We start from the raw sequence: 17,040 nt of genomic DNA on the forward strand, positions 1-17,040 counted from the left end.
GCAAACGGTGATCGCGAATTCCTGATCTCAGCGGGCCGCAAGTCCTGTTAAAGGGGGCTAGTGGTCCGATTCTAACATTCGCATCCCGTCGCAGTAGGTGCTTTGCGAATGTCAGAATCAAAGGGCCACTAGCAAATTGTTGATGTTAGTGGGGCTTTGGATTTGACGTTCGCATGAGTAAATCGCGGCAGATGCCGTAGCGAAAGTCAAATCCGCCCCGCTAGAGGCCCCTTCCTGGGCCATGCATGGAGCTGGATGGCCTACCTTTCCCGTAATCGCGATGTTTGGCTGCGCCGCGCCGAGGCTTTCTCGGACAGCGGCTGGGGCGTCGCGCTGCTGGCGCTGATCTCGTTTGCGGACAGCTCCGTGCTGCCGCTGATGCCGGACCTGCTGCTCGTCCCGATGTTGCTGCTGCGTCCGAAGCGGAGCCTGTGGTTCACCACGGTCTGCGTGGTCGCATCATCTGTCGGCGCCCTCGTCGGCTACGGCATCGGCCATCTCGCCTGGGGGATGTTCGGCCAGACCCTGGTCGAGCTTTACGGACAGGCCGACAATTTCCAGCGCTACCGGACGCTCGTCGAGGAATGGGGTGTGTGGATCATCATCGCCAAGAGCTTCACGCCGATCCCCTTCAAGTTCATCGCGATTGCCGCGGGCGTCGCGTCGATGAACCTTGTGACCTTCACCGTCGCAACCGTGATCGGACGCGCAATACACTTTGCCATTGTCGCCGCGCTTGTGGCGTTCTTCGGCCAGCAGTTCCTGCAATTCCTCGAGAAATACGAAAAGTGGCTGCTCGGCGCCGGCGTTCTGGCCGCGATCTGCGTCGGTGTTGTCTTTTCGTTGCGCTAGCGGCTCGACAGATTGCCGCGAAGCGGCGCCTTTCCCGACGGCGCGCAAGACGTCCCGCGCTTTCCCGCACGGGCAACGGGCCAATAACTGAGCGTGAATGACGCAACGCCGCCATAGCGGAATATGCTCGCCAGGCGGCGTTGGTCAGTCCCGAGGCTCTAATATTTCCTCGGCCCGGATGAGCATGCAAGCTCCGTGCAAAGGTTCATTGGAATCCGTTCTTCACCGGAGAACTACGGAGCCTACTTCGCCGCCGGGGCCGTGCTTGCGGCAATCGCGCGCTCAACCTCCTGCGCCAAGTTCGCATGATGCTCGGCAAGCTTCGCGAACAGGTCCTTCTTCTTTTTGTCCGTCGCCAAATTGCTGATCAGTTCGCACTCCGCCGCTTCCGCACGGAGCTTCTCCAGATGCGCCCGCATATCCTTCATCGATCTTCTCCCTGCTGTGTGACAGGAGCGCTCGTCTCAGGCGCCGGAATGCCATGTTGCAAGTTCCGGCATTGGCGATATCACTGCACGGTTCCGGTGCAGGTGCCACCGGTTTTTGCCGCTGCTCCGCAGAGGCGCATCCGGCGCAGCAAGAGGTGCAACCGGCCTGGCTGCGGACGCCAACTCAACCGGATGATTTTGACTAATAGGACAACTGGCGAACTTCACCCGGCGCGATGTTCAACTTGACAGCTTCGGGTGCTTGTAAGGCCCCCTCCAAGAGGGAGGCAGTCCAGCCTTCCGGTATCGCATCCAAGACCCGATCGACGGCCGTTTCACGCGAGGTTGCGGCGATCCAGAACTGATGCTGCCGGTCGTCGGTGGTAACCCTGACCAGATGAATGTTGTCGGCAAGAACCCTCGCCATGGATGGCCTCCGTGATGCCCGCCTTGCTTATAGACCCCTCGGCTGCTGCCCGTCGTTCCGGACGAGTACGGGTGCTCATGACGGCGGCGCGCAAGGAAATCGATGATATCGGCCCGCATTGAACAGCAAGGTCATGGAACCATTGGCGACGCCGCGGGAACCGGTGCGCTGTGCCGTGCAGCAACACCGGCATGTGAATGGCAACGGGGCAACCGGTTCCCGTTAGGAACCGTTTACCCAGACAGGGAGACCACTATGCCGGTCACAGTCGCAATTGTCGGGGGCTGGATTTTGTTGAACGGGGCGCTGGCCGCCGCGCTGTTGACGCGCCGTGAAAGACCCCGCGTGCGGGCGAAGCTTGCGGCCTGGGTACTCCGAGGCGAGCGGCGCCCGGCCCGCCGCCTCCGGCCGCGGCCGTTACACAGCGGTCGCTGAGCAGAAGCGGTTCTTCGGCTCGCGCCCCTGACGGCTTGAAACTTTTGTACGTGCTGCCGGTGATGCCAAAATCACAGACTCTTCGCGCCTCACCGGCGGCGTGATATCGCGTTGCGCTTGGATTGGCCCGTCGGGCATGACTTTGTCGTGTGAAGCCGCTTGATTCTCACCCAGACCCGGGATTGTTTGACAGGGGCTTTACTACCTCTCACTCACCCGGACGAAGCGATGCAACTTGACCGCAGACCGTTGTCCGACCGGCTCGCTGCCTTTCCGCGCCTGGGTTTGGCCAATCTGCCGACGCAGCTCGAGCCGATGAAGCGGCTGACGGCTGATCTCGGCGGACCACGGCTGTGGGTCAAGCGCGACGATGAGACCGGGCTCGGCTTCGGCGGCAACAAGTTGCGCAAGCTCGACTACGTCCTGCACGAGGCACTTTCGAGCGGCGCCGATACGATCGTCTCGGGCGGCGTCGTGCAATCGAACAGCCAAAGGCAGGTTGCGGCGGTTGCGGCAAAACTTGGCCTCGCGTGCCATCTTGCGGTCTACCACGGCCGGGTCGAACCGCCGACGCCGGAATACAAGAGCTCGGGCAATGCGTTTCTCAATCGGCTGTTCGGCGCGCAGCTCCATGACGTGCCGTGGACCGGTGACCGCAACGCAGCCATTCGGACGCTCGTCTGCGATCTCGAAGCGAAAGGTCACAGGCCATACTTTGTGCCGTACGGGGTCTCGAATGCCCTCGGCGCCGTAGGTTACGCCACCACGATTTCGGAGATCGAATCGCAGGCAGCGCGGTTGGGCTTCGCACCGGCCGCTATCGTGCACTGCACGGGAAGCGGCGGCACGCAGGCTGGTCTCGTGATCGGGGCAGCCATGGCAATGCCCGGCACGCGGATCGTCGGGATCGATATCGATGCCGAGCCCATGCGGGTGCGAGCCGATGTGGTGGCGCTTGCGCGAGAGGCGTCCGATCTGCTCGACGTTCCGTTCGACGAAGCAATGGTGGAGGTCGTAGCAGGGCACGCGGGGCCCGCCTACGGTGTCCCGCACGAGGCCACCGTCGAAGCGATCCGGCTTGCAGGCGGACTCGAGGCTCTTCCACTTGATCCGGTCTATTCAGGCAAGGGCCTCGCGGGCCTGATCGCGCTGATCCGCCAGGGGCGCTGGCGCAAGGACGATGATGTCGTCTTCCTGCACACAGGTGGCGCACCGGCGCTTTTCGCGTACCAGAGCGCGCTCGGAATCTGATCTGGCGCGTGAAGCTGCCATTTGTGGATGCTGAACCAATGGTCCCGGAAGCAAGATGCCGACGGGGTCATTTCCCCATTCAGCAGCCGCGGCAGATGCTCTTGATCTTCTTGTCGAGCGCGGCGTCTTCCTTGTTCATGGGATCGTTCGGGTTGCTGAGGTTCTTCTCGCTCGGCACGTCGCCGGCGCGGGGCTGGCGATGGCCGACCGGCGCCGGCAGCACGTTCGAACCCAATCCCGACGTCCCTCCCGTCGAGCTCTTGGGATAGCTGGACGTCCCGCCGTTCTGCTGCGCGAACGCGGCGGGGCCGCCGATCACGAGCGTGAGCACCATCGATAGGATTATTTTTCGCATCACATTCCTCCCGTCGCTGCGGCGCATCCGTTTCAGCCCTCAGGGCCGGGCGGGTAGAGATGAACGTCACCGCAATAATCGGCCACACGATAGCGCGTTTCCGCGCGATGTTCACCCACCGCCGCCGGCTCTGCACGGAGATAATTGGGGCCGACCGGCGCCTTGCCGTGCCCGCCGGGAATGTCGAGCACGTATTCCGGCTGACATAGGCCGGATACCCGCCCGCGCAAGCCGCGCATCAGCGCCTGCCCCTCGGCGATGGTGGTACGCAGATGCGCCGTGCCGGGGGCAAGATCGCCGTGATGCAGGTAATAGGGCTTGATGCGGCATTCAACGAAGGCGCGCATCAAGGCTTCCAGCGCGGCAAGGTTGTCGTTGACACCGCGCAGCAGCACCGACTGGCTGACCATGGGAATGCCGGCGTCGATCAGCCGCGCGCAGGCCGCCCGCGCGCCATCGGTCAATTCGCGGGCATGATTGGCGTGCAGCACGACCCAGGTGGTGGCACCGTTTGCCTTCAGCGCCGCGACCATGTCGTCGCTGATGCGCTCCGGCTGCGCCACAGGCACGCGGGTGTGGAGGCGGATGACCTTCACATGGGCGATGGCGGCCAGCTCGTTCATGATTTCGGCGAGCCGCCGCGGCGACAGCATCAGCGGATCGCCGCCGGTCAGGATCACCTCCCAGACCGCTTCGTGCGTACGGATATAGTCGAGCGCGCCCGCATAGGCGGCTTGCGACAGTGCGCTTTCCTTGCCGGGACCAACCATCTCGCGGCGGAAGCAGAACCGGCAATACACCGCGCAGACATGCACGAGCTTGAGCAGCACCCGGTCCGGGTAGCGGTGCACGATGCCTGCGACCGGCGAATGGGCGTCGTCGCCGATCGGATCGGCGCGCTCGGCGGCCTGCGCCTCCAGCTCGGCCGCATCGGGAATGAACTGGCGCGCGATCGGATCGTCGGGATCGTCGGGATCGATCAGCGCGGCGATATCAGGCGTCACCGCGACCGCATAGCGGGCGGCGACCTTTTCGAGATCGGCGAGTGCGGCCGCGGGCGCCAGGCCGTGGGCGACCAGCTCGGCCGGCTGCCGCAAGGTCTCCGCGAGATTGGCAGTGCGTCCCTTCATGTCGAAATCCGCTCCACGACCGGCGGCGTCCACACCACCTGATCGATCCGCAACGCCCCGCTCGCCAGCATCACCAGGCGGTCGAATCCAAGCGCGACGCCGCTCGCTTCGGGCATCTCGACAAGGGCGGCGAGAAAGTCCTCATCGAGTGGATAGCGCTCGCCATAGCGCCGCTGCTTCTCGTCCATCGCAGCCGCAAAGCGCCGGCGCTGCTCGGCCGCGTCGGTCAATTCGCCAAAGCCGTTGGCGAGCTCGACCCCGCAGGCATAGACCTCGAAGCGCTCGGCGACACGGGGATCGACAGCCTTGGGGCGCGCCAGCGCCGCCTCGGGCACTGGATATTCGAACAGGACGGTCAGACGCCCCTGCCCGAGATGCGGCTCGACATGCTCGACCAGGACCTTGCTGAAGATGTCGGACCAGGTGTCATCGGCCGCAATCCGCACCTTGTCGCGGGCCGCCTCCGCAAGCGCCGCGCGGTCGCCCGCGCCGTCCGCCACCGTTGCCAGGAGATCGATGCCGGCAAAGCGGTCGAAGGCGGTCGCAACCGTCAGCAATTCCGGCTCGATGAAGGGATCGGCGGTCCGGCCGCGAAAGGCGAACCGCCCGATCCCGGTGGCATCAGCCGCATGCGCGATCACGACGACGGTGTCGGCGATCACGGCGTCATAGGGCGCGTTGGCGCGGTACCATTCCAGCATGGTGAATTCCGGCAGGTGCAAGTCGCCGCGCTCGCGGTCGCGGAACACGCGCGCGAACTCGAAGATCCGGCTCTCGCCCGCGGCGAGCAGCTTCTTGCAGGCGAATTCCGGTGAGGTTCGCAAATAGCGCCGTGTGCGGCGGCCCTCCCCGTCCTGCAATTCGGCCGACGGGGCATGCAGATGGGTCTCGTTGCCGGGGGAGACCTGCAGGATGCCGGTCTCGACCTCGACAAAGCCCTGCTCGCCGAACCAGCCACGCAAGCTGCGGGTAACCTCGCCCCGCGCCAGCAGAAACGGCCGTGCATCGGCGTGCCGGGCGGGCGTCCACCAGGGCGAGAGGCGATCGTTCGCAGCCATCAATCGACCCTTCCGCGGCAGCGCAAAGTGCTGGTAAAGCCGGACAAAATCAGTATGTTGCGCCCCGAAATCGCCCGGCTGGCCCTCGGACACCCCCGTCCCGCACGGCTGGAGCCTGGAACATCAGGAAAAACACCTTTGAGAGTCATCGCCAGTTCTATTCGCAAGGGCAACGTGATCGAGCAAGACGGCAAGCTTTATGTCGTTCTGAGCGCCGAGAATATCCATCCCGGCAAGGGCACGCCCGTCAGTCAGGTCGAAATGCGCCGAATCAGCGACGGGGTAAAGATCTCGGAGCGCTACAAGACCACCGACCAGGTCGAAAAGGCGACCGTCGAGGAGCGCAATTTCACCTACCTCTACGAGGATGGCGACGGCTACCATTTCATGAACCCCGAGACCTACGACCAGATCGCGGTCTCCAAGGACGTGATCGGCGGCGCCTCCGCCTATCTGCAGGAAAACATGACCGTGAAGCTGTCGCTTCACGACATGAACCCGATCGCGGTCCAGCTGCCGCAGCGCGTGACGCTGGAAGTGGTCGATACCGAGCCGGTCACCAAGGGCCAGACCGCGTCGTCCTCCTACAAGCCCGCCGTGCTTTCCAACGGCGTGCGCACCGCCGTGCCGCCGCATGTCAGCACCGGCACCCGGATCGTGGTCATGACCGAGGACGGCTCCTACGTCGAGCGCGCCAAGGACTAGCGTCAAGAATTGGCGCCCTGCTGTGGCCTCGCCACACTGTTGCGGCCTGCCCGTTTGCGACTAGAGTAGATCGGTTGCAATTTCTGCGCCGGGGGGCGTAGCGGTGAGCAGGTGCATTGCCGGGGTAGGCTCGGGTTGGTTGGCCGCGCTTGTTGTGCTCGCTGCCGCCAAGGGTGCTGTTGCCGCCGATGCGTTCCGTACTCCCGCGATCGCAGCCGCCCGCGTCGAATGGCGTGCCGCGGTCGATCAGCTGCGGTCCGAGATCAGCACCCAGCCGGCCGTCGTCGCTGATTTCGCCTTTTCGGGCCGGCGGCGGCTGCCCGCCTCCGATCCGCGCGCAACGCCGGCGCTGGTGCAGCTCAACGGCGTGACGGGCACGATCTTCACCGGCATCGGCCGCAGCGCCGTGCCGGTGCTCCTGCCGTTCGACACCGCGGCCTACCTGCAGGCGCGGCAGAACGGGGCAGCGGCTGGCATGCCCCTGTCGCGCTTCCAGGCCGATTTCCGCACTGCCGACATGTTCGACGCGGGCCCGGCCGGCTATGACGCGGTGTTCTCGCTCGAGCCCGGCGTTGGCGACGGCCTGCCGGTGCGGGTCTTTGCGAGGCCGGTCGAGGTGCAGATCACGGGATCGCTTCTCATCTACGACCTCGCCGATCCCCAGGGCGGCAAGGGCGAGCCGGTCAAGGCGCTCGCCGCGCAATATCCCGACATCCGCCGCTTCATCCGCGAGGGCTATGTCCGCTACGCCTTCACCCGCTTCGGCGTCCCCTATGTGGTCTCGATCCAGTGCCTCGACAGCGCGCCGCGGCCGCGGCGGCTGGCCTGTCGCGAAGCCTATCCCGTCGCCGAACGCTTCCTGAAGGCGCTACGCGTGGCGGGCGGCCTGCCGTCCCGCGCGCGCACGGACGTCGCGTCCGAAATCGCCGAGCGGCCGGCCGAGCGCTCGGCCGATTTCACCTACCGGCCGAGCGGCGACATCATCACCGGCAGCGGCTATCACCGGCAGAGCGGCCGGGTCGATTTCAACGCGTATTCGCAACTGCGCTTTCCGCTGGAGAAGTGGCCTGCCTTCATCCACTCGCAATCGTTCCGGCGCGACCGGTCCGAGCCCGCCGCCGGCTACCCGTCCGGTTATCCCTGGCGGGACAATTTCTGCGAGTCGCGCAGCTTCGGCGTCGGGCAATGCCCGACCGGGTTCGGCCACCAGGGCGAGGACATCCGGCGGCCCTGTCCGCCGGCGGGCGCAACCAGCGAGCCCTGCGATCCCAGGCGACAGGCGGTGGTTGCGGTGCGCGACGGCGTCGTGATCCGCTCGCTGAATCAGCAGGCCGCGACGCTGCAGATCAACACCCGCAACGAGCACATCCGCTTCCGCTACATGCACATGAATCCGTCGGCGATGGACGCCGACGGCCTGCTGAACGGGCGCATCGTCGCCGAAGGCGAAAAGATCGGCGTGGTTTCCAACTATCTCGACCACCCCAACGGCACCACGCGCCATCTGCATTTCGACGTCCAGGTGTTCACGCGCGACGGCTGGCTCTGGGTCAACCCCTACGTCACGCTGATCGCCGCCTACGAGCGGCTGATCCACGGCCGTGGCCGTGAGATCGGACCGGAGATCGCGGGCTCGCCGACGGTCGCACACGCCGGACCGGACGCCGCGATGCGTTCCGACGTCCAGGAAGGCCGCGAGAACTAGCGCCCGCGGGGTTTTGAAAGGGAGATCAGGACGTGGGCCTCAATCGCCGACATTTCCTTGCCGCCACGGCCGCGCTCGGCGCATTTCCGGCCCCGGCGGCCGCGGCGCAAAAACCCTATCCGACGCGGCCGGTCCGCCTGATCGTGCCCTACCGGCCCGGTGCCGGCACCGCGATCGGGGCCGACTATGTCGCGCATGCGGAAGCGGACGGCTACACCTTCCTGCTCGGCGACCTCGCGACCTATGCGGCCAATCCGAGCCTCTACAAGAAGCTCTCCTACGACCCGCGGAAGGATTTCAGCCCGATCAGCCTCACGGGGCGCTTTGCCGTCGTGCTGCTCGTCAACACCAATAAGCTGAAGGTCAGCTCGCTCGCCGAACTGGTCGACGCGGCGAAGAAGGCGCCGGGCGTGATTGACTACGCCAGCGGCGGCGTCGGCAATCCATTCCACCTCGCGTCGGAAATGCTGGCGCAGGCTGCCGGCATCAAGCTCAACCACATCCCCTACAAGGGCGCGGCGCCCGCGCTCCAGGATCTCGTGGCCGGACAGGTCGGCATGATGTTCGTCGATTTCGCGACCGCGCGGTCACAGCTCGCGACGCCGGGCATCAAGGCGCTGGCGGTCGCTGCCACCAGCGAGCTGCCCGGGCTGCCCGGCGTGCCGACGGTTGCATCGAGCTATCCCGGCTTCGAAGTCTGGGCGTGGCAGGGTTTTGTGGCGCCGGCGGCGACCCCGGCTGAGATCATTGCCAGGCTGCGCGAAAGCTATATCGGCGCAATCGGCGACGCCGAGATCAGGAAGAAGCTCAACGAAGCCGGCATCGACGTCCTGCAGAGCACACCTGCCGAGTTCGCAAGCTACATGAACGACGAAGCCCAGAAATGGGCGAAGGTCATCAAGACGGCGAACATCCAGATCGACTAGGGCGTGGGATTGCCTGCTTCAGGCCGAGACCATTTCGTAGAGAACGCCGAGCGCCTGGCTTCCCTTTGCCTCGCTGAAGTCTCCCGCCAGTTGACCCGCGATGGAGGCGATCGATGTCGTAACCACGCCCGACTGGACCAGGCGGCGCAGCGCGGCATCCTCGGTTCGCGGCGAAAGGCCGCCGCAGGCGTCAACTGCTACCTGGACGTTGAACCCCTGGGCGGCGGCGGAGAGCGCCGAGTGCTGAACGATGATCTCGGTGGCGACGCCCGCAATGAGCAGCGTACTTCGCTTTACGGCCATGATCGCGGCGCGCGTCGGCGCATGGGTAAAGGCATCGGTGGTGGTCCGCATGTGTTGCGGCAATTCGCCGAGCGCCGCGGCAATTTCCGGAACGACGGTAGCCTTGCCATTCTGTCCAGGCGCCGTCGTGACCACGCACGGGATCGCAAAGATGCCGGCGAGCTTCGCAAGTGCCGAGACGGCGCGGCGCAGCCGGGCCTGTTCGTTTGTGGTGGCGAGTTCAACGATCCCGAGTTGCAGGTCTGCGAACAAGATCACCGTGCCCGAGGGATCGAGCGGCGCATAGCTCATGACGCGTCTCCTTTCAGCTTTTCATGGCGCAGACGCGCCGCCCGTCTATCCTAATAAGACGGCCGCCCGGTTGACTATGGCAGGAACGCCGAGTTCATTGACCGGACGTCCGAAGATGGAAGAGCCGCATGTCACTATTGGGTGAACTGCCGGATGTCGTTTCCGAGGTTCTTGACCTGGTCCGGATGCGCGCCGAACTGGTCTGCGCGAACGAGTTCGTGACGCCGTGGGCATTCAGCTTCAAACAGCCGGTCTCACATTTCCATATCATCGAGCGTGGAACAGCCTGGCTTGCACTCGACGATCGCTCACGGCCGATGCAACTCAAGCCCGGCGATCTGATTTTCCTGCCGCTCGGCGCCGGCCATACGCTTTCCAGCGACCCGAAATTGAAGGCCCGGCCGATCGAAACGATCATTCCCTATTATGACGGCACGATCTATCGGCAACCCGGCAAGGGAAAGCAGACGCACATCGTTTGCGGGCGGTTCACTTTTGCCGGCGTGCTCGCGCCACGCCTTCTCGCGCTGCTGCCCAAAGTCATCCACCTGCAACCCGAACGGGGACGCGCGTTCGAGTGGCTTCGCCTGACCAGTCACTTCCTGGTCGAGGAGACGCGCAACCCGAGACCGGGCTCCGCGACCATGGTCATCCGGCTGCTGCACCTGCTGTTCACTCAGGCCGTTCGTGAATCGGCAGCCAAGCGCCCATCGAACCTCGGATGGATGAGCGGGCTGATCGACGCCAGGATCGGCCGCGCGCTGTCAGCCATTCACGGCGATCCGGCAAAGCCCTGGTCGGTCGCTGCCCTTGCCGATATTGCGGGCCTGTCGCGATCAGCTTTTGCCGATCGTTTCACGCAACTCGTCGGTTCTTCCCCCCTACGCTACCTCACAGCATGGCGCCTTGACCTCGCCGCCGACTACCTGCGCACGGGCACCTGCAGCATTGGCGAAATCGCCGGGATCGTCGGATATGGCTCAGAAACAGCGCTGACGCGGGCGTTCAAGGCCAGATTCGGCGCGAGCCCTGGCACATTTCGCCGCCGCCGCAATGGATCAATTCGCTCCTAGACCAACGCGCACGGCCGGTTCGGGCGAAGGTGGTACGTCCTGAGCGCCCTCCTTCCGTCGTGCAATGCACGACTTCGCGCTGTTAAGCGAATGTGATGCGCGGTTCTCGTGCCCTGCCATACGATGCGGACAGGACGGCATAGGATTTCCGATGTCTGGCACTGTTGGCGTACGGAACGGCGCGCTCGCGTTTGCAGCCTTGTTTGCCAGCGTGGCTGCGGCCAGCGCGGCACCGCCCGGTCAGGTCGTCGGCTTCATCGACGCCGTTCAGTATGGGAGCGACGGTCAATATCACGTGTCCGGCTGGGCCTGCCAGCAAGGCAATCGCAATTCCATCGACGTTCATGTCTATGCGGGCCATCCTGCCGGCGCCGGCGGCACGCTCGTCGTTGTCGGCAGGGCGGACATCGGCAACGAGCCGGCCGTTGACCGCGAATGCCACGACGCCGACGGCGGCAAGCACCGCTTCCACATCGCGCTTCCCAATCAATTGCTGCGCACCTTTCAGAAGAAGAACCTGTACGTGCACGGGATCGCGCTGGCCGGCAATGTCGAGAATGCGGCCATCTTCCGCTCCGGACAATTGCAGCTCCCAGCGCCGAAATGGCCGCCCGATCCGCCCACACCCGCCTTTCTCGACGGCGCGCCGGTCGCAGCCTTCGACACCAGGCACGATTCCTGCGAGGAGACCGACATCCCGGATGCGCCAGCGCGCGCCTTTCGCGACTACAAGGGGACGGTGCATCTGGTCGCGTCGCATTTGGTGACGCGCGCGAGCATCGGACCGACGCTTGAAGCGGCCAGGCACAATTGCAACGTCGTCTATCGCTCTGCCAAAAACGGCAATCCCGCGGCGTTCGACGACTCCACCTGGCTCACCAACTTCTATCCGATCGACGGCAAGCAGGTCGTGGCACTCGGCCACATGGAATATCATGGCTGGGACCATGCCGGCATGTGCGCGACCAGGAGCGATACGCCGACCTGCTGGTACAATGCCGAAACGTTCCTGACGTCGAGCGATGGCGGCTATCATTTCGGCGCGCCGAAATACCTGCTCGGCTTTCCCTACAAGTACGAGCTCAACAAGGGACCGGAAGGCTACAGCGTCGACACCAACATCCTGAAGGTCGGCGAGTGGTTCTATGCGACGGCCTATAGCTGGGCCTGGCCGCCGGGATGTGGCGGCGGCAAAGGTCAATCTCCGTGCCTGGTGCCCGACGCCACTTGCCCGATCCGCACGGCCAACGTGCTTGATCCCGCGTCGTGGCGCGGCTGGGACGGCAAGGATTTCACGGTTGCTTTCGTCGATCCCTATCGGACGCCGATCGCCAATCCGAAGGCGCACATCTGCGTACCCGCGCCCTATCTCGACTATTCCAACGGCACCAGCTTTCATGAGGCCGGCCGCCTGTTCGTCGCGACGCTCTGGAACCAGGGGTCGGGCGGCTTTGGCCCGCGCGGGGTCTATTTCACGACGTCGCCCGACTTCATCCACTGGAGCACGCCGCACCTCGCGCTCACCCTCGACCAGATGCTGCGCCGTGAGCCGGAAGGCAACTGGTCATACGGCTATTTCTCGCTGATCGATCCGAATGCGAAGGACCCGAACTTCTCGACCATCACCGACCATCCGTACCTGTATTATGTCCGGATGGACGGCAACCACCCTCCGTATCAGCGCGTGCTGTTCCGCCAGAAGATCAAGCTGGACTGGCTCATCAAGGCGGCTGCAGCAGCGCCCCGGCCATAGCGCGATGCTCCCGTTTTGCGCACTGGCGCGATCGCCTGCACCGCCTCCCGGTCAGGCCACACGAGGTTTCGCTCGCGGCGGGGGAGTCCAGCGATAGGCCGCGCCAAACCGGTTCCAGCCGTTGATCGAGGCGATCGCCGAGGTGAGATAGGTCAGTTCCTTCTCGGAGAATTCCGCATTCGCTTCCGCATAGAGCTCATCGCTGACGCCGTTGCTGATCAGCGTGAGCGCCTCGGTCCATGCCAGCGCCGCACGCTCACGCACCGAGAATTGCGGCGCCTCGCGCCACACCGCGACCAGGTTGAGCTTGTCGATGGAGACGCCGAGACTCTCGGCCTGCAGGATGTGGAACTGCACGCAGAAGGCGCAGCCGTTGATCTGCGACGCGCGTATCTTGATCAACTCGAGAAGCTCCTTCTCGATCCCGGCTTTCGCCGCCTGCTGGCCGAGCGCGCGGAGGGTTTCGTAAACGTCCGGCGCGAACTTCTGCAGGTCGGCATATTCCTTGCGGGCGTGCATCATGACTTGTCTCTTTCGACCGATACGTTATCAGTGTTCTGATTGATTATAAGACCTCTTATATTGAGTGCAAGGGCACGGTCCATGGCGAAGCTGTCACGAAAATCGCTCCCCCGCGGCTCAGGCCGAAAGCCGCCTTCCCGCGAACGGGCAACCGGCGACAAAAACGGCGGCCGCGCCCCGATCCGCCCGCCGCCACCCGGCGAGGGCAAGCGCGGCGAAGCGGGCTATTTCGGCTACCTGTTGCGGCAGGCGCATGCCGCGCATCGCCTCGCCATGGAGCGGACGCTCGCCGACCTCGGCGTGACGCCGCCGCAATTCGTCGTCCTGACGATGTTGAAGGCCTATCCCGGCCTGTCGGGCGCCGATCTCGCCCGCGTCGCGGTGCAGACGCCGCAGACGATCGGCGTGATCATGCGCAACCTGGAGCGCGACGGCGCGATCCGAAAAACACCGCATCCCCTTCACGGCCGCGTGCTGCAATGGACCCTGACCCGGCGCGGCCTGGCACTTCTGGAAAAATGCCGCCGGCGCGTGATCGCGCTGGAACGGCGGCTGGCGCAGGGACTTTCAGCGGGCGCGCAAGCGACAATCCGCCGCTGGCTCGCCAAAATTGCCGCAAACCCGCCAGAACTGGGCCAGGCGTGAGGCGCGAAACCTGCCGCAGCATGGCCGACCCGCGCTAGAATGGTCGGCATGAGACAGCCTGATTCCCGGAACCATCCGACACGGCGCGGTCTGCTTCGCGTTGGGCTTGGCGCGGCCGCCCTGCTTGCAAGTGGTGCTGCCTCGCGCGCCGCGGCGCCGCCGGGCTTCGAGCAATGGCGCGAGAATTTTCACAGCAAGGCGCTCGCCAAGGGTATTTCGGAAGCGACCTGGGCGCGTGCGATGGGCCACGTCGAGCCCGACATGAGCGTGTTCAAGCAGATCGCCAGGCAGCCGGAATTCAACGAGCAGATCTGGCAATACATCAACCGCCGCGTCTCCGACTGGCGCATCATCCACGGCAAGGAGGCGCTGAAGAAGAACGAGGCGCTGTTCGCCAGGATCGAGAAGGACTTCGGCGTCGAGCGCGGCACGCTGCTCGCGCTATGGGGCGTCGAATCCGCCTATGGCGATCCGCTGGTGCAGCAGAACCACATGACGCCGGTGTTTCCATCGCTGGCCGCGCTCGCCTGGAACGAGCCGCGTCGGCGCGCCTATTGGGAGACCGAGCTGATCAATGCCTTGAGGATCGTCGATCGCGGCTGGAGCACGCCGGAGGAGATGCGCGGCTCCTGGGCCGGCGCGATGGGTCACACGCAATGGATGCCGGAGGTCTGGCTCAATGTCGGCTTCGACTATGACGGCGACGGCAAGGTTTCACCGTTCGGCCGGCCCGACGACGCACTCGGCTCCAGCGCCAAATTCCTGGTCAACCGCGGCAGGTATCATCGCGGCGAGCATTGGGGCTATGAGGTGCGCGCGAGCGGCGCAGCCGGCGGCAGCCGCAGCTATGCGGCCTGGGCGAGCGCCGGCGTCACCCGCGCCGACGGCCAGCCATTCCCGCAGCCAAACGCATCGGCGCAGTTGTGGATCCCGGTGCCGGGCGGCCCGGCCTTTTTGCTCGGCCCGAACTTCAACGCGGTCAAGAGCTACAACCCGTCGATGAACTATGCGCTGGCGATCTGCCATCTCGGCGACCGCATCCTCGGCGCCCCGCCGTTCATCCAGCCCTTCCCCGGATCGGAGCGCGCGCTGACGCTCGCCGAGGTGCAGGAAATGCAGACACGCCTCACCAAGGCGGGATTCGATACCGGTGGTACCGACGGTCGCGTCGGCAACGACACGATGAAGGCGATCCGGGACTTTCAGACCAAGGCCGGGCTAACGCCGGCCGATGGCTATGGCGGCCTGAAGGTGCTGGCACGGTTGCGGCAGGGCGGCTAGCGGATCAGCGCCGGTCCGGGGTCGGGCGTGGCGACGTCGAGCACGCGGAGCTGCACGCGCTCCGTGCCCTGGTAGCGGTCGACGCTGAGCGATCCCGCCACATGCAGCACCTGGCCCCGATTGGCGATCAGCGCGTTGCCAAGCTTCTGGCCGACCGAGCGGAACGCGATGCCGTTGACGATGGCGCCGTCGCCGGACTTGAAGCGCAGCCGCAAATGCGCCTGCCCGACCTCGTCGGCAAAGACGAGCTGATGCGACGGCAGCGCCACGACGGGTTCGGGATTGCCACTGCCGAACGGGCCCGCGCGGTTGAGGGTCGCGGCAAACTCCACTGTCACCCCGCGCGCCGACACCGCGCCGTCGATGAAGATCTCGTTGACATGGCGCGCCTGTGCCACATCGCCCGACAGCGCGCTTTCCATATGGGCGCGGAATTCGGCGAGCTTCTCCTTGCGCAAGGTGACGCCCGCCGCCATGGCGTGGCCGCCGCCCTTCATCAGGAGGCCGTCGGCCACAGCCTGTCGCACCGCGCGGCCGAGATCGACGCCGGCGATCGAGCGCCCGGAGCCGGTGCCGATGCCGCCGGGCTCGAGCGCGATGGCAAAGGCAGGCCGCGCGAATTTTTCCTTCAGCCGCGCCGCGACGAGCCCGACCACGCCGGGATGCCAGCCCTCGGATGCGGTGACGATGACGGCGCCCTTGTCCTCCAGCCCGAGCGCGGCCAGCGCCTCGGCTTCGGCCTGCGCTTCCGCAGCCTGTTCGATGGCGCGCCGCTCGGTGTTGAGGCGGTCGAGCTCGGCCGCGATCCGCGCGGCCTCGGTGACATCGCCCTCGAGCAGCAACCGCACGCCGAGATCGGCGCGGCCGATGCGCCCGCCGGCATTGATGCGCGGCCCCAGCATGAAGCCGAGATGCCAGGCTTCCGGTGGACCGTTCAGCCGTGACACGTCCATCAGCGCGGTATGGCCGACATGGTCGCGGCGGCGTAGCGCGATCAGGCCTTTTGCAACGAAGGCGCGGTTCAGCCCGATCAGCGGCGCGACGTCCGCGACCGTGCCGAGCGCGACGTGATGCAGCATGCCGAGCAGGTCGGGCTCCGGCATCTCCGATGTCCAGTAGCCGCGCTGGCGCAGGTCGCGGTTGACTGCGACCAGCGTGACGAGGGTCAGGCCGACCGCGGCGAGATGTCCAAGCCCGGAGAGATCGTCGGGCCGGTTCGGATTGACCAGCGCGTCGACCACCGGCAGCTCGTCGCCGCACTGGTGATGGTCGATCACGACGACGGACATGCCGAGCCGCTTCGCCTCCGCCAGCGGCTCGATGCTGGTGGTGCCGCAATCGACGGCCACGAGCAGCGTGGCGCCCTTGGCGGCGAGCATGCGCACGGCTTCCGTGTTCGGGCCATAGCCTTCGAACAGGCGGTCGGGGATGTGGATCAACGGATCAAGCCCGCAATGGCGCAAATGCCAGGCGAGCAAAGCCGCCGAGGTCGCGCCGTCGACGTCATAGTCCCCGAAGATCGCGACCTTCTCGCCGCGCGCTGCCGCGTCCGCGATGCGCCTGGCGGCCGCCTCCATCTCCGTCACCGTGAAGGGGTCGGGCATCAGCTTGCGGATGGTCGGATCGAGAAAATCGGCGACCGCCTCGATATCGACGTCACGGCCGGCCAATACCCGCGCCAGCATTTCCGGCAGTTGATGGCGCTGCGCGATCGCGAGCGCGCGGGCCGCGCCGCGCGCATCCAGCCGGTCGCGCCACAATTTGCCGGTGAGCGAATGCGCCACGCCGAGGAACGCCTGCGGCGCCTCGACGGGAATTGCGGATGCGGGAAGCGTCATGATGCTCGCCGGGAGATAGGGACGGGACGCCGATTTACCAGTGGTGCGGATTTGACCTTCGC

At 65.5% G+C, this 17,040-nt stretch carries 17 protein-coding genes; 9 read left to right on the forward strand and 8 right to left on the reverse strand.

What is annotated here, in order from left to right; all coding sequences use genetic code 11:
- Positions 1-255 precede the first annotated feature (255 nt).
- Complete coding sequence (locus tag QOU61_RS19955; RefSeq protein ID WP_289652911.1) at positions 256-852, forward strand: YqaA family protein; 597 nt, start codon at positions 256-258, stop codon at positions 850-852.
- 242 nt (positions 853-1,094) lie between these two features.
- On the opposite strand, the gene QOU61_RS19960 is transcribed toward QOU61_RS19955, so the two are convergent.
- Complete coding sequence (locus QOU61_RS19960) at positions 1,095-1,271, reverse strand: hypothetical protein (protein WP_502876797.1); 177 nt, start codon at positions 1,269-1,271, stop codon at positions 1,095-1,097.
- Between the two features lie 211 nt (positions 1,272-1,482).
- A complete protein-coding gene (locus tag QOU61_RS19965) occupies positions 1,483-1,707 on the reverse strand; it encodes a hypothetical protein (protein ID WP_289652913.1) in 225 nt (74 codons plus the stop codon).
- 594 nt (positions 1,708-2,301) lie between these two features.
- Between QOU61_RS19965 and QOU61_RS19970 the strand changes: the two genes are divergently transcribed.
- Positions 2,302-3,393 (forward strand): D-cysteine desulfhydrase family protein, encoded by a 1,092-nt coding sequence (locus QOU61_RS19970; protein WP_289652914.1) that lies wholly within the window; start codon positions 2,302-2,304, stop codon positions 3,391-3,393.
- Positions 3,394-3,472: 79 nt separating this feature from the next.
- Here QOU61_RS19970 and QOU61_RS19975 read toward each other — a convergent pair whose 3' ends face one another.
- The 3 genes from QOU61_RS19975 to epmA are packed head-to-tail and all read right to left on the reverse strand — an operon-like array spanning position 3,473 to position 5,936.
- Positions 3,473-3,748, reverse strand: a complete 276-nt coding sequence (locus QOU61_RS19975) for a hypothetical protein (protein WP_289652915.1) — start codon at positions 3,746-3,748, stop codon at positions 3,473-3,475.
- A gap of 32 nt (positions 3,749-3,780) precedes the next feature.
- Complete coding sequence (locus QOU61_RS19980) at positions 3,781-4,878, reverse strand: lysine-2,3-aminomutase-like protein (protein WP_289652916.1); 1,098 nt, start codon at positions 4,876-4,878, stop codon at positions 3,781-3,783.
- Positions 4,875-5,936 (reverse strand): EF-P lysine aminoacylase EpmA, encoded by a 1,062-nt coding sequence (epmA, locus tag QOU61_RS19985; protein ID WP_289652917.1) that lies wholly within the window; start codon positions 5,934-5,936, stop codon positions 4,875-4,877. Before epmA ends, QOU61_RS19980 begins: the two co-directional genes overlap by 4 nt.
- A 138-nt stretch (positions 5,937-6,074) precedes the next feature.
- On the opposite strand from epmA, the gene efp reads away from it, so the two are divergent.
- The 3 genes from efp (at position 6,075) to QOU61_RS20000 (ending at position 9,272) form a co-directional block, all read left to right on the forward strand.
- Entirely contained in the window at positions 6,075-6,641 is a 567-nt protein-coding gene (gene efp / locus QOU61_RS19990) for an elongation factor P (protein ID WP_289652918.1), read from the forward strand.
- Between the two features lie 139 nt (positions 6,642-6,780).
- The gene (locus QOU61_RS19995) at positions 6,781-8,346 is read left to right on the forward strand and encodes a M23 family metallopeptidase (protein WP_289652919.1); all 1,566 of its coding nucleotides are present in this window, start codon (positions 6,781-6,783) and stop codon (positions 8,344-8,346) included.
- A gap of 32 nt (positions 8,347-8,378) precedes the next feature.
- Complete coding sequence (locus QOU61_RS20000; protein ID WP_289652920.1) at positions 8,379-9,272, forward strand: Bug family tripartite tricarboxylate transporter substrate binding protein; 894 nt, start codon at positions 8,379-8,381, stop codon at positions 9,270-9,272.
- Positions 9,273-9,290: 18 nt separating this feature from the next.
- Here the strand turns inward: QOU61_RS20000 and QOU61_RS20005 are convergent, their stop codons facing one another.
- A complete protein-coding gene (locus QOU61_RS20005) occupies positions 9,291-9,866 on the reverse strand; it encodes an isochorismatase family protein (RefSeq protein WP_289652921.1) in 576 nt (191 codons plus the stop codon).
- Positions 9,867-9,994: 128 nt separating this feature from the next.
- On the opposite strand from QOU61_RS20005, the gene QOU61_RS20010 reads away from it, so the two are divergent.
- Together QOU61_RS20010 and QOU61_RS20015 are read left to right on the forward strand one after the other, a co-directional pair.
- Complete coding sequence (locus QOU61_RS20010) at positions 9,995-10,939, forward strand: AraC family transcriptional regulator (RefSeq protein ID WP_289652922.1); 945 nt, start codon at positions 9,995-9,997, stop codon at positions 10,937-10,939.
- A gap of 151 nt (positions 10,940-11,090) precedes the next feature.
- Positions 11,091-12,692, forward strand: coding sequence for a hypothetical protein (locus QOU61_RS20015; protein ID WP_289652923.1), 1,602 nt, complete (start codon positions 11,091-11,093; stop codon positions 12,690-12,692).
- 51 nt (positions 12,693-12,743) lie between these two features.
- On the opposite strand, the gene QOU61_RS20020 is transcribed toward QOU61_RS20015, so the two are convergent.
- Positions 12,744-13,214 (reverse strand): carboxymuconolactone decarboxylase family protein, encoded by a 471-nt coding sequence (locus tag QOU61_RS20020; RefSeq protein WP_289652924.1) that lies wholly within the window; start codon positions 13,212-13,214, stop codon positions 12,744-12,746.
- A gap of 81 nt (positions 13,215-13,295) precedes the next feature.
- On the opposite strand from QOU61_RS20020, the gene QOU61_RS20025 reads away from it, so the two are divergent.
- A complete protein-coding gene (locus QOU61_RS20025) occupies positions 13,296-13,859 on the forward strand; it encodes a MarR family winged helix-turn-helix transcriptional regulator (protein ID WP_289652925.1) in 564 nt (187 codons plus the stop codon).
- Between the two features lie 48 nt (positions 13,860-13,907).
- Positions 13,908-15,140: a lytic murein transglycosylase gene (locus QOU61_RS20030; protein ID WP_289652926.1), complete on the forward strand. Its 1,233-nt coding sequence runs from the start codon at positions 13,908-13,910 to the stop codon at positions 15,138-15,140.
- On the opposite strand, the gene recJ is transcribed toward QOU61_RS20030, so the two are convergent.
- Entirely contained in the window at positions 15,137-16,978 is a 1,842-nt protein-coding gene (gene recJ / locus QOU61_RS20035; protein ID WP_289652927.1) for a single-stranded-DNA-specific exonuclease RecJ, read from the reverse strand. The genes QOU61_RS20030 and recJ overlap by 4 nt on opposite strands.
- Between the last annotated feature and the right edge of the window lie 62 nt (positions 16,979-17,040).

Source organism: Bradyrhizobium sp. NP1 (assembly GCF_030378205.1).
GTDB lineage: Bacteria > Pseudomonadota > Alphaproteobacteria > Rhizobiales > Xanthobacteraceae > Bradyrhizobium.

Excerpts from the sequence above, each read along its gene's own strand:
- QOU61_RS19955 (WP_289652911.1), top strand. The coding sequence starts at position 256 with ATGGCCTACCTTTCCCGTAATCGCGATGTTTGGCTGCGCCGCGCCGAG.
- QOU61_RS19960 (WP_502876797.1), bottom strand. The coding sequence starts at position 1,271 with ATGCGGGCGCATCTGGAGAAGCTCCGTGCGGAAGCGGCGGAGTGCGAA.
- QOU61_RS19965 (WP_289652913.1), bottom strand. The coding sequence starts at position 1,707 with ATGGCGAGGGTTCTTGCCGACAACATTCATCTGGTCAGGGTTACCACC.
- QOU61_RS19975 (WP_289652915.1), bottom strand. The coding sequence starts at position 3,748 with ATGCGAAAAATAATCCTATCGATGGTGCTCACGCTCGTGATCGGCGGC.
- QOU61_RS19980 (WP_289652916.1), bottom strand. The coding sequence starts at position 4,878 with ATGAAGGGACGCACTGCCAATCTCGCGGAGACCTTGCGGCAGCCGGCC.
- epmA (WP_289652917.1), bottom strand. The coding sequence starts at position 5,936 with ATGGCTGCGAACGATCGCCTCTCGCCCTGGTGGACGCCCGCCCGGCAC.
- QOU61_RS20005 (WP_289652921.1), bottom strand. The coding sequence starts at position 9,866 with ATGAGCTATGCGCCGCTCGATCCCTCGGGCACGGTGATCTTGTTCGCA.
- QOU61_RS20010 (WP_289652922.1), top strand. The coding sequence starts at position 9,995 with ATGTCACTATTGGGTGAACTGCCGGATGTCGTTTCCGAGGTTCTTGAC.
- QOU61_RS20015 (WP_289652923.1), top strand. The coding sequence starts at position 11,091 with ATGTCTGGCACTGTTGGCGTACGGAACGGCGCGCTCGCGTTTGCAGCC.
- QOU61_RS20020 (WP_289652924.1), bottom strand. The coding sequence starts at position 13,214 with ATGATGCACGCCCGCAAGGAATATGCCGACCTGCAGAAGTTCGCGCCG.
- QOU61_RS20025 (WP_289652925.1), top strand. The coding sequence starts at position 13,296 with ATGGCGAAGCTGTCACGAAAATCGCTCCCCCGCGGCTCAGGCCGAAAG.
- QOU61_RS20030 (WP_289652926.1), top strand. The coding sequence starts at position 13,908 with ATGAGACAGCCTGATTCCCGGAACCATCCGACACGGCGCGGTCTGCTT.
- recJ (WP_289652927.1), bottom strand. The coding sequence starts at position 16,978 with ATGACGCTTCCCGCATCCGCAATTCCCGTCGAGGCGCCGCAGGCGTTC.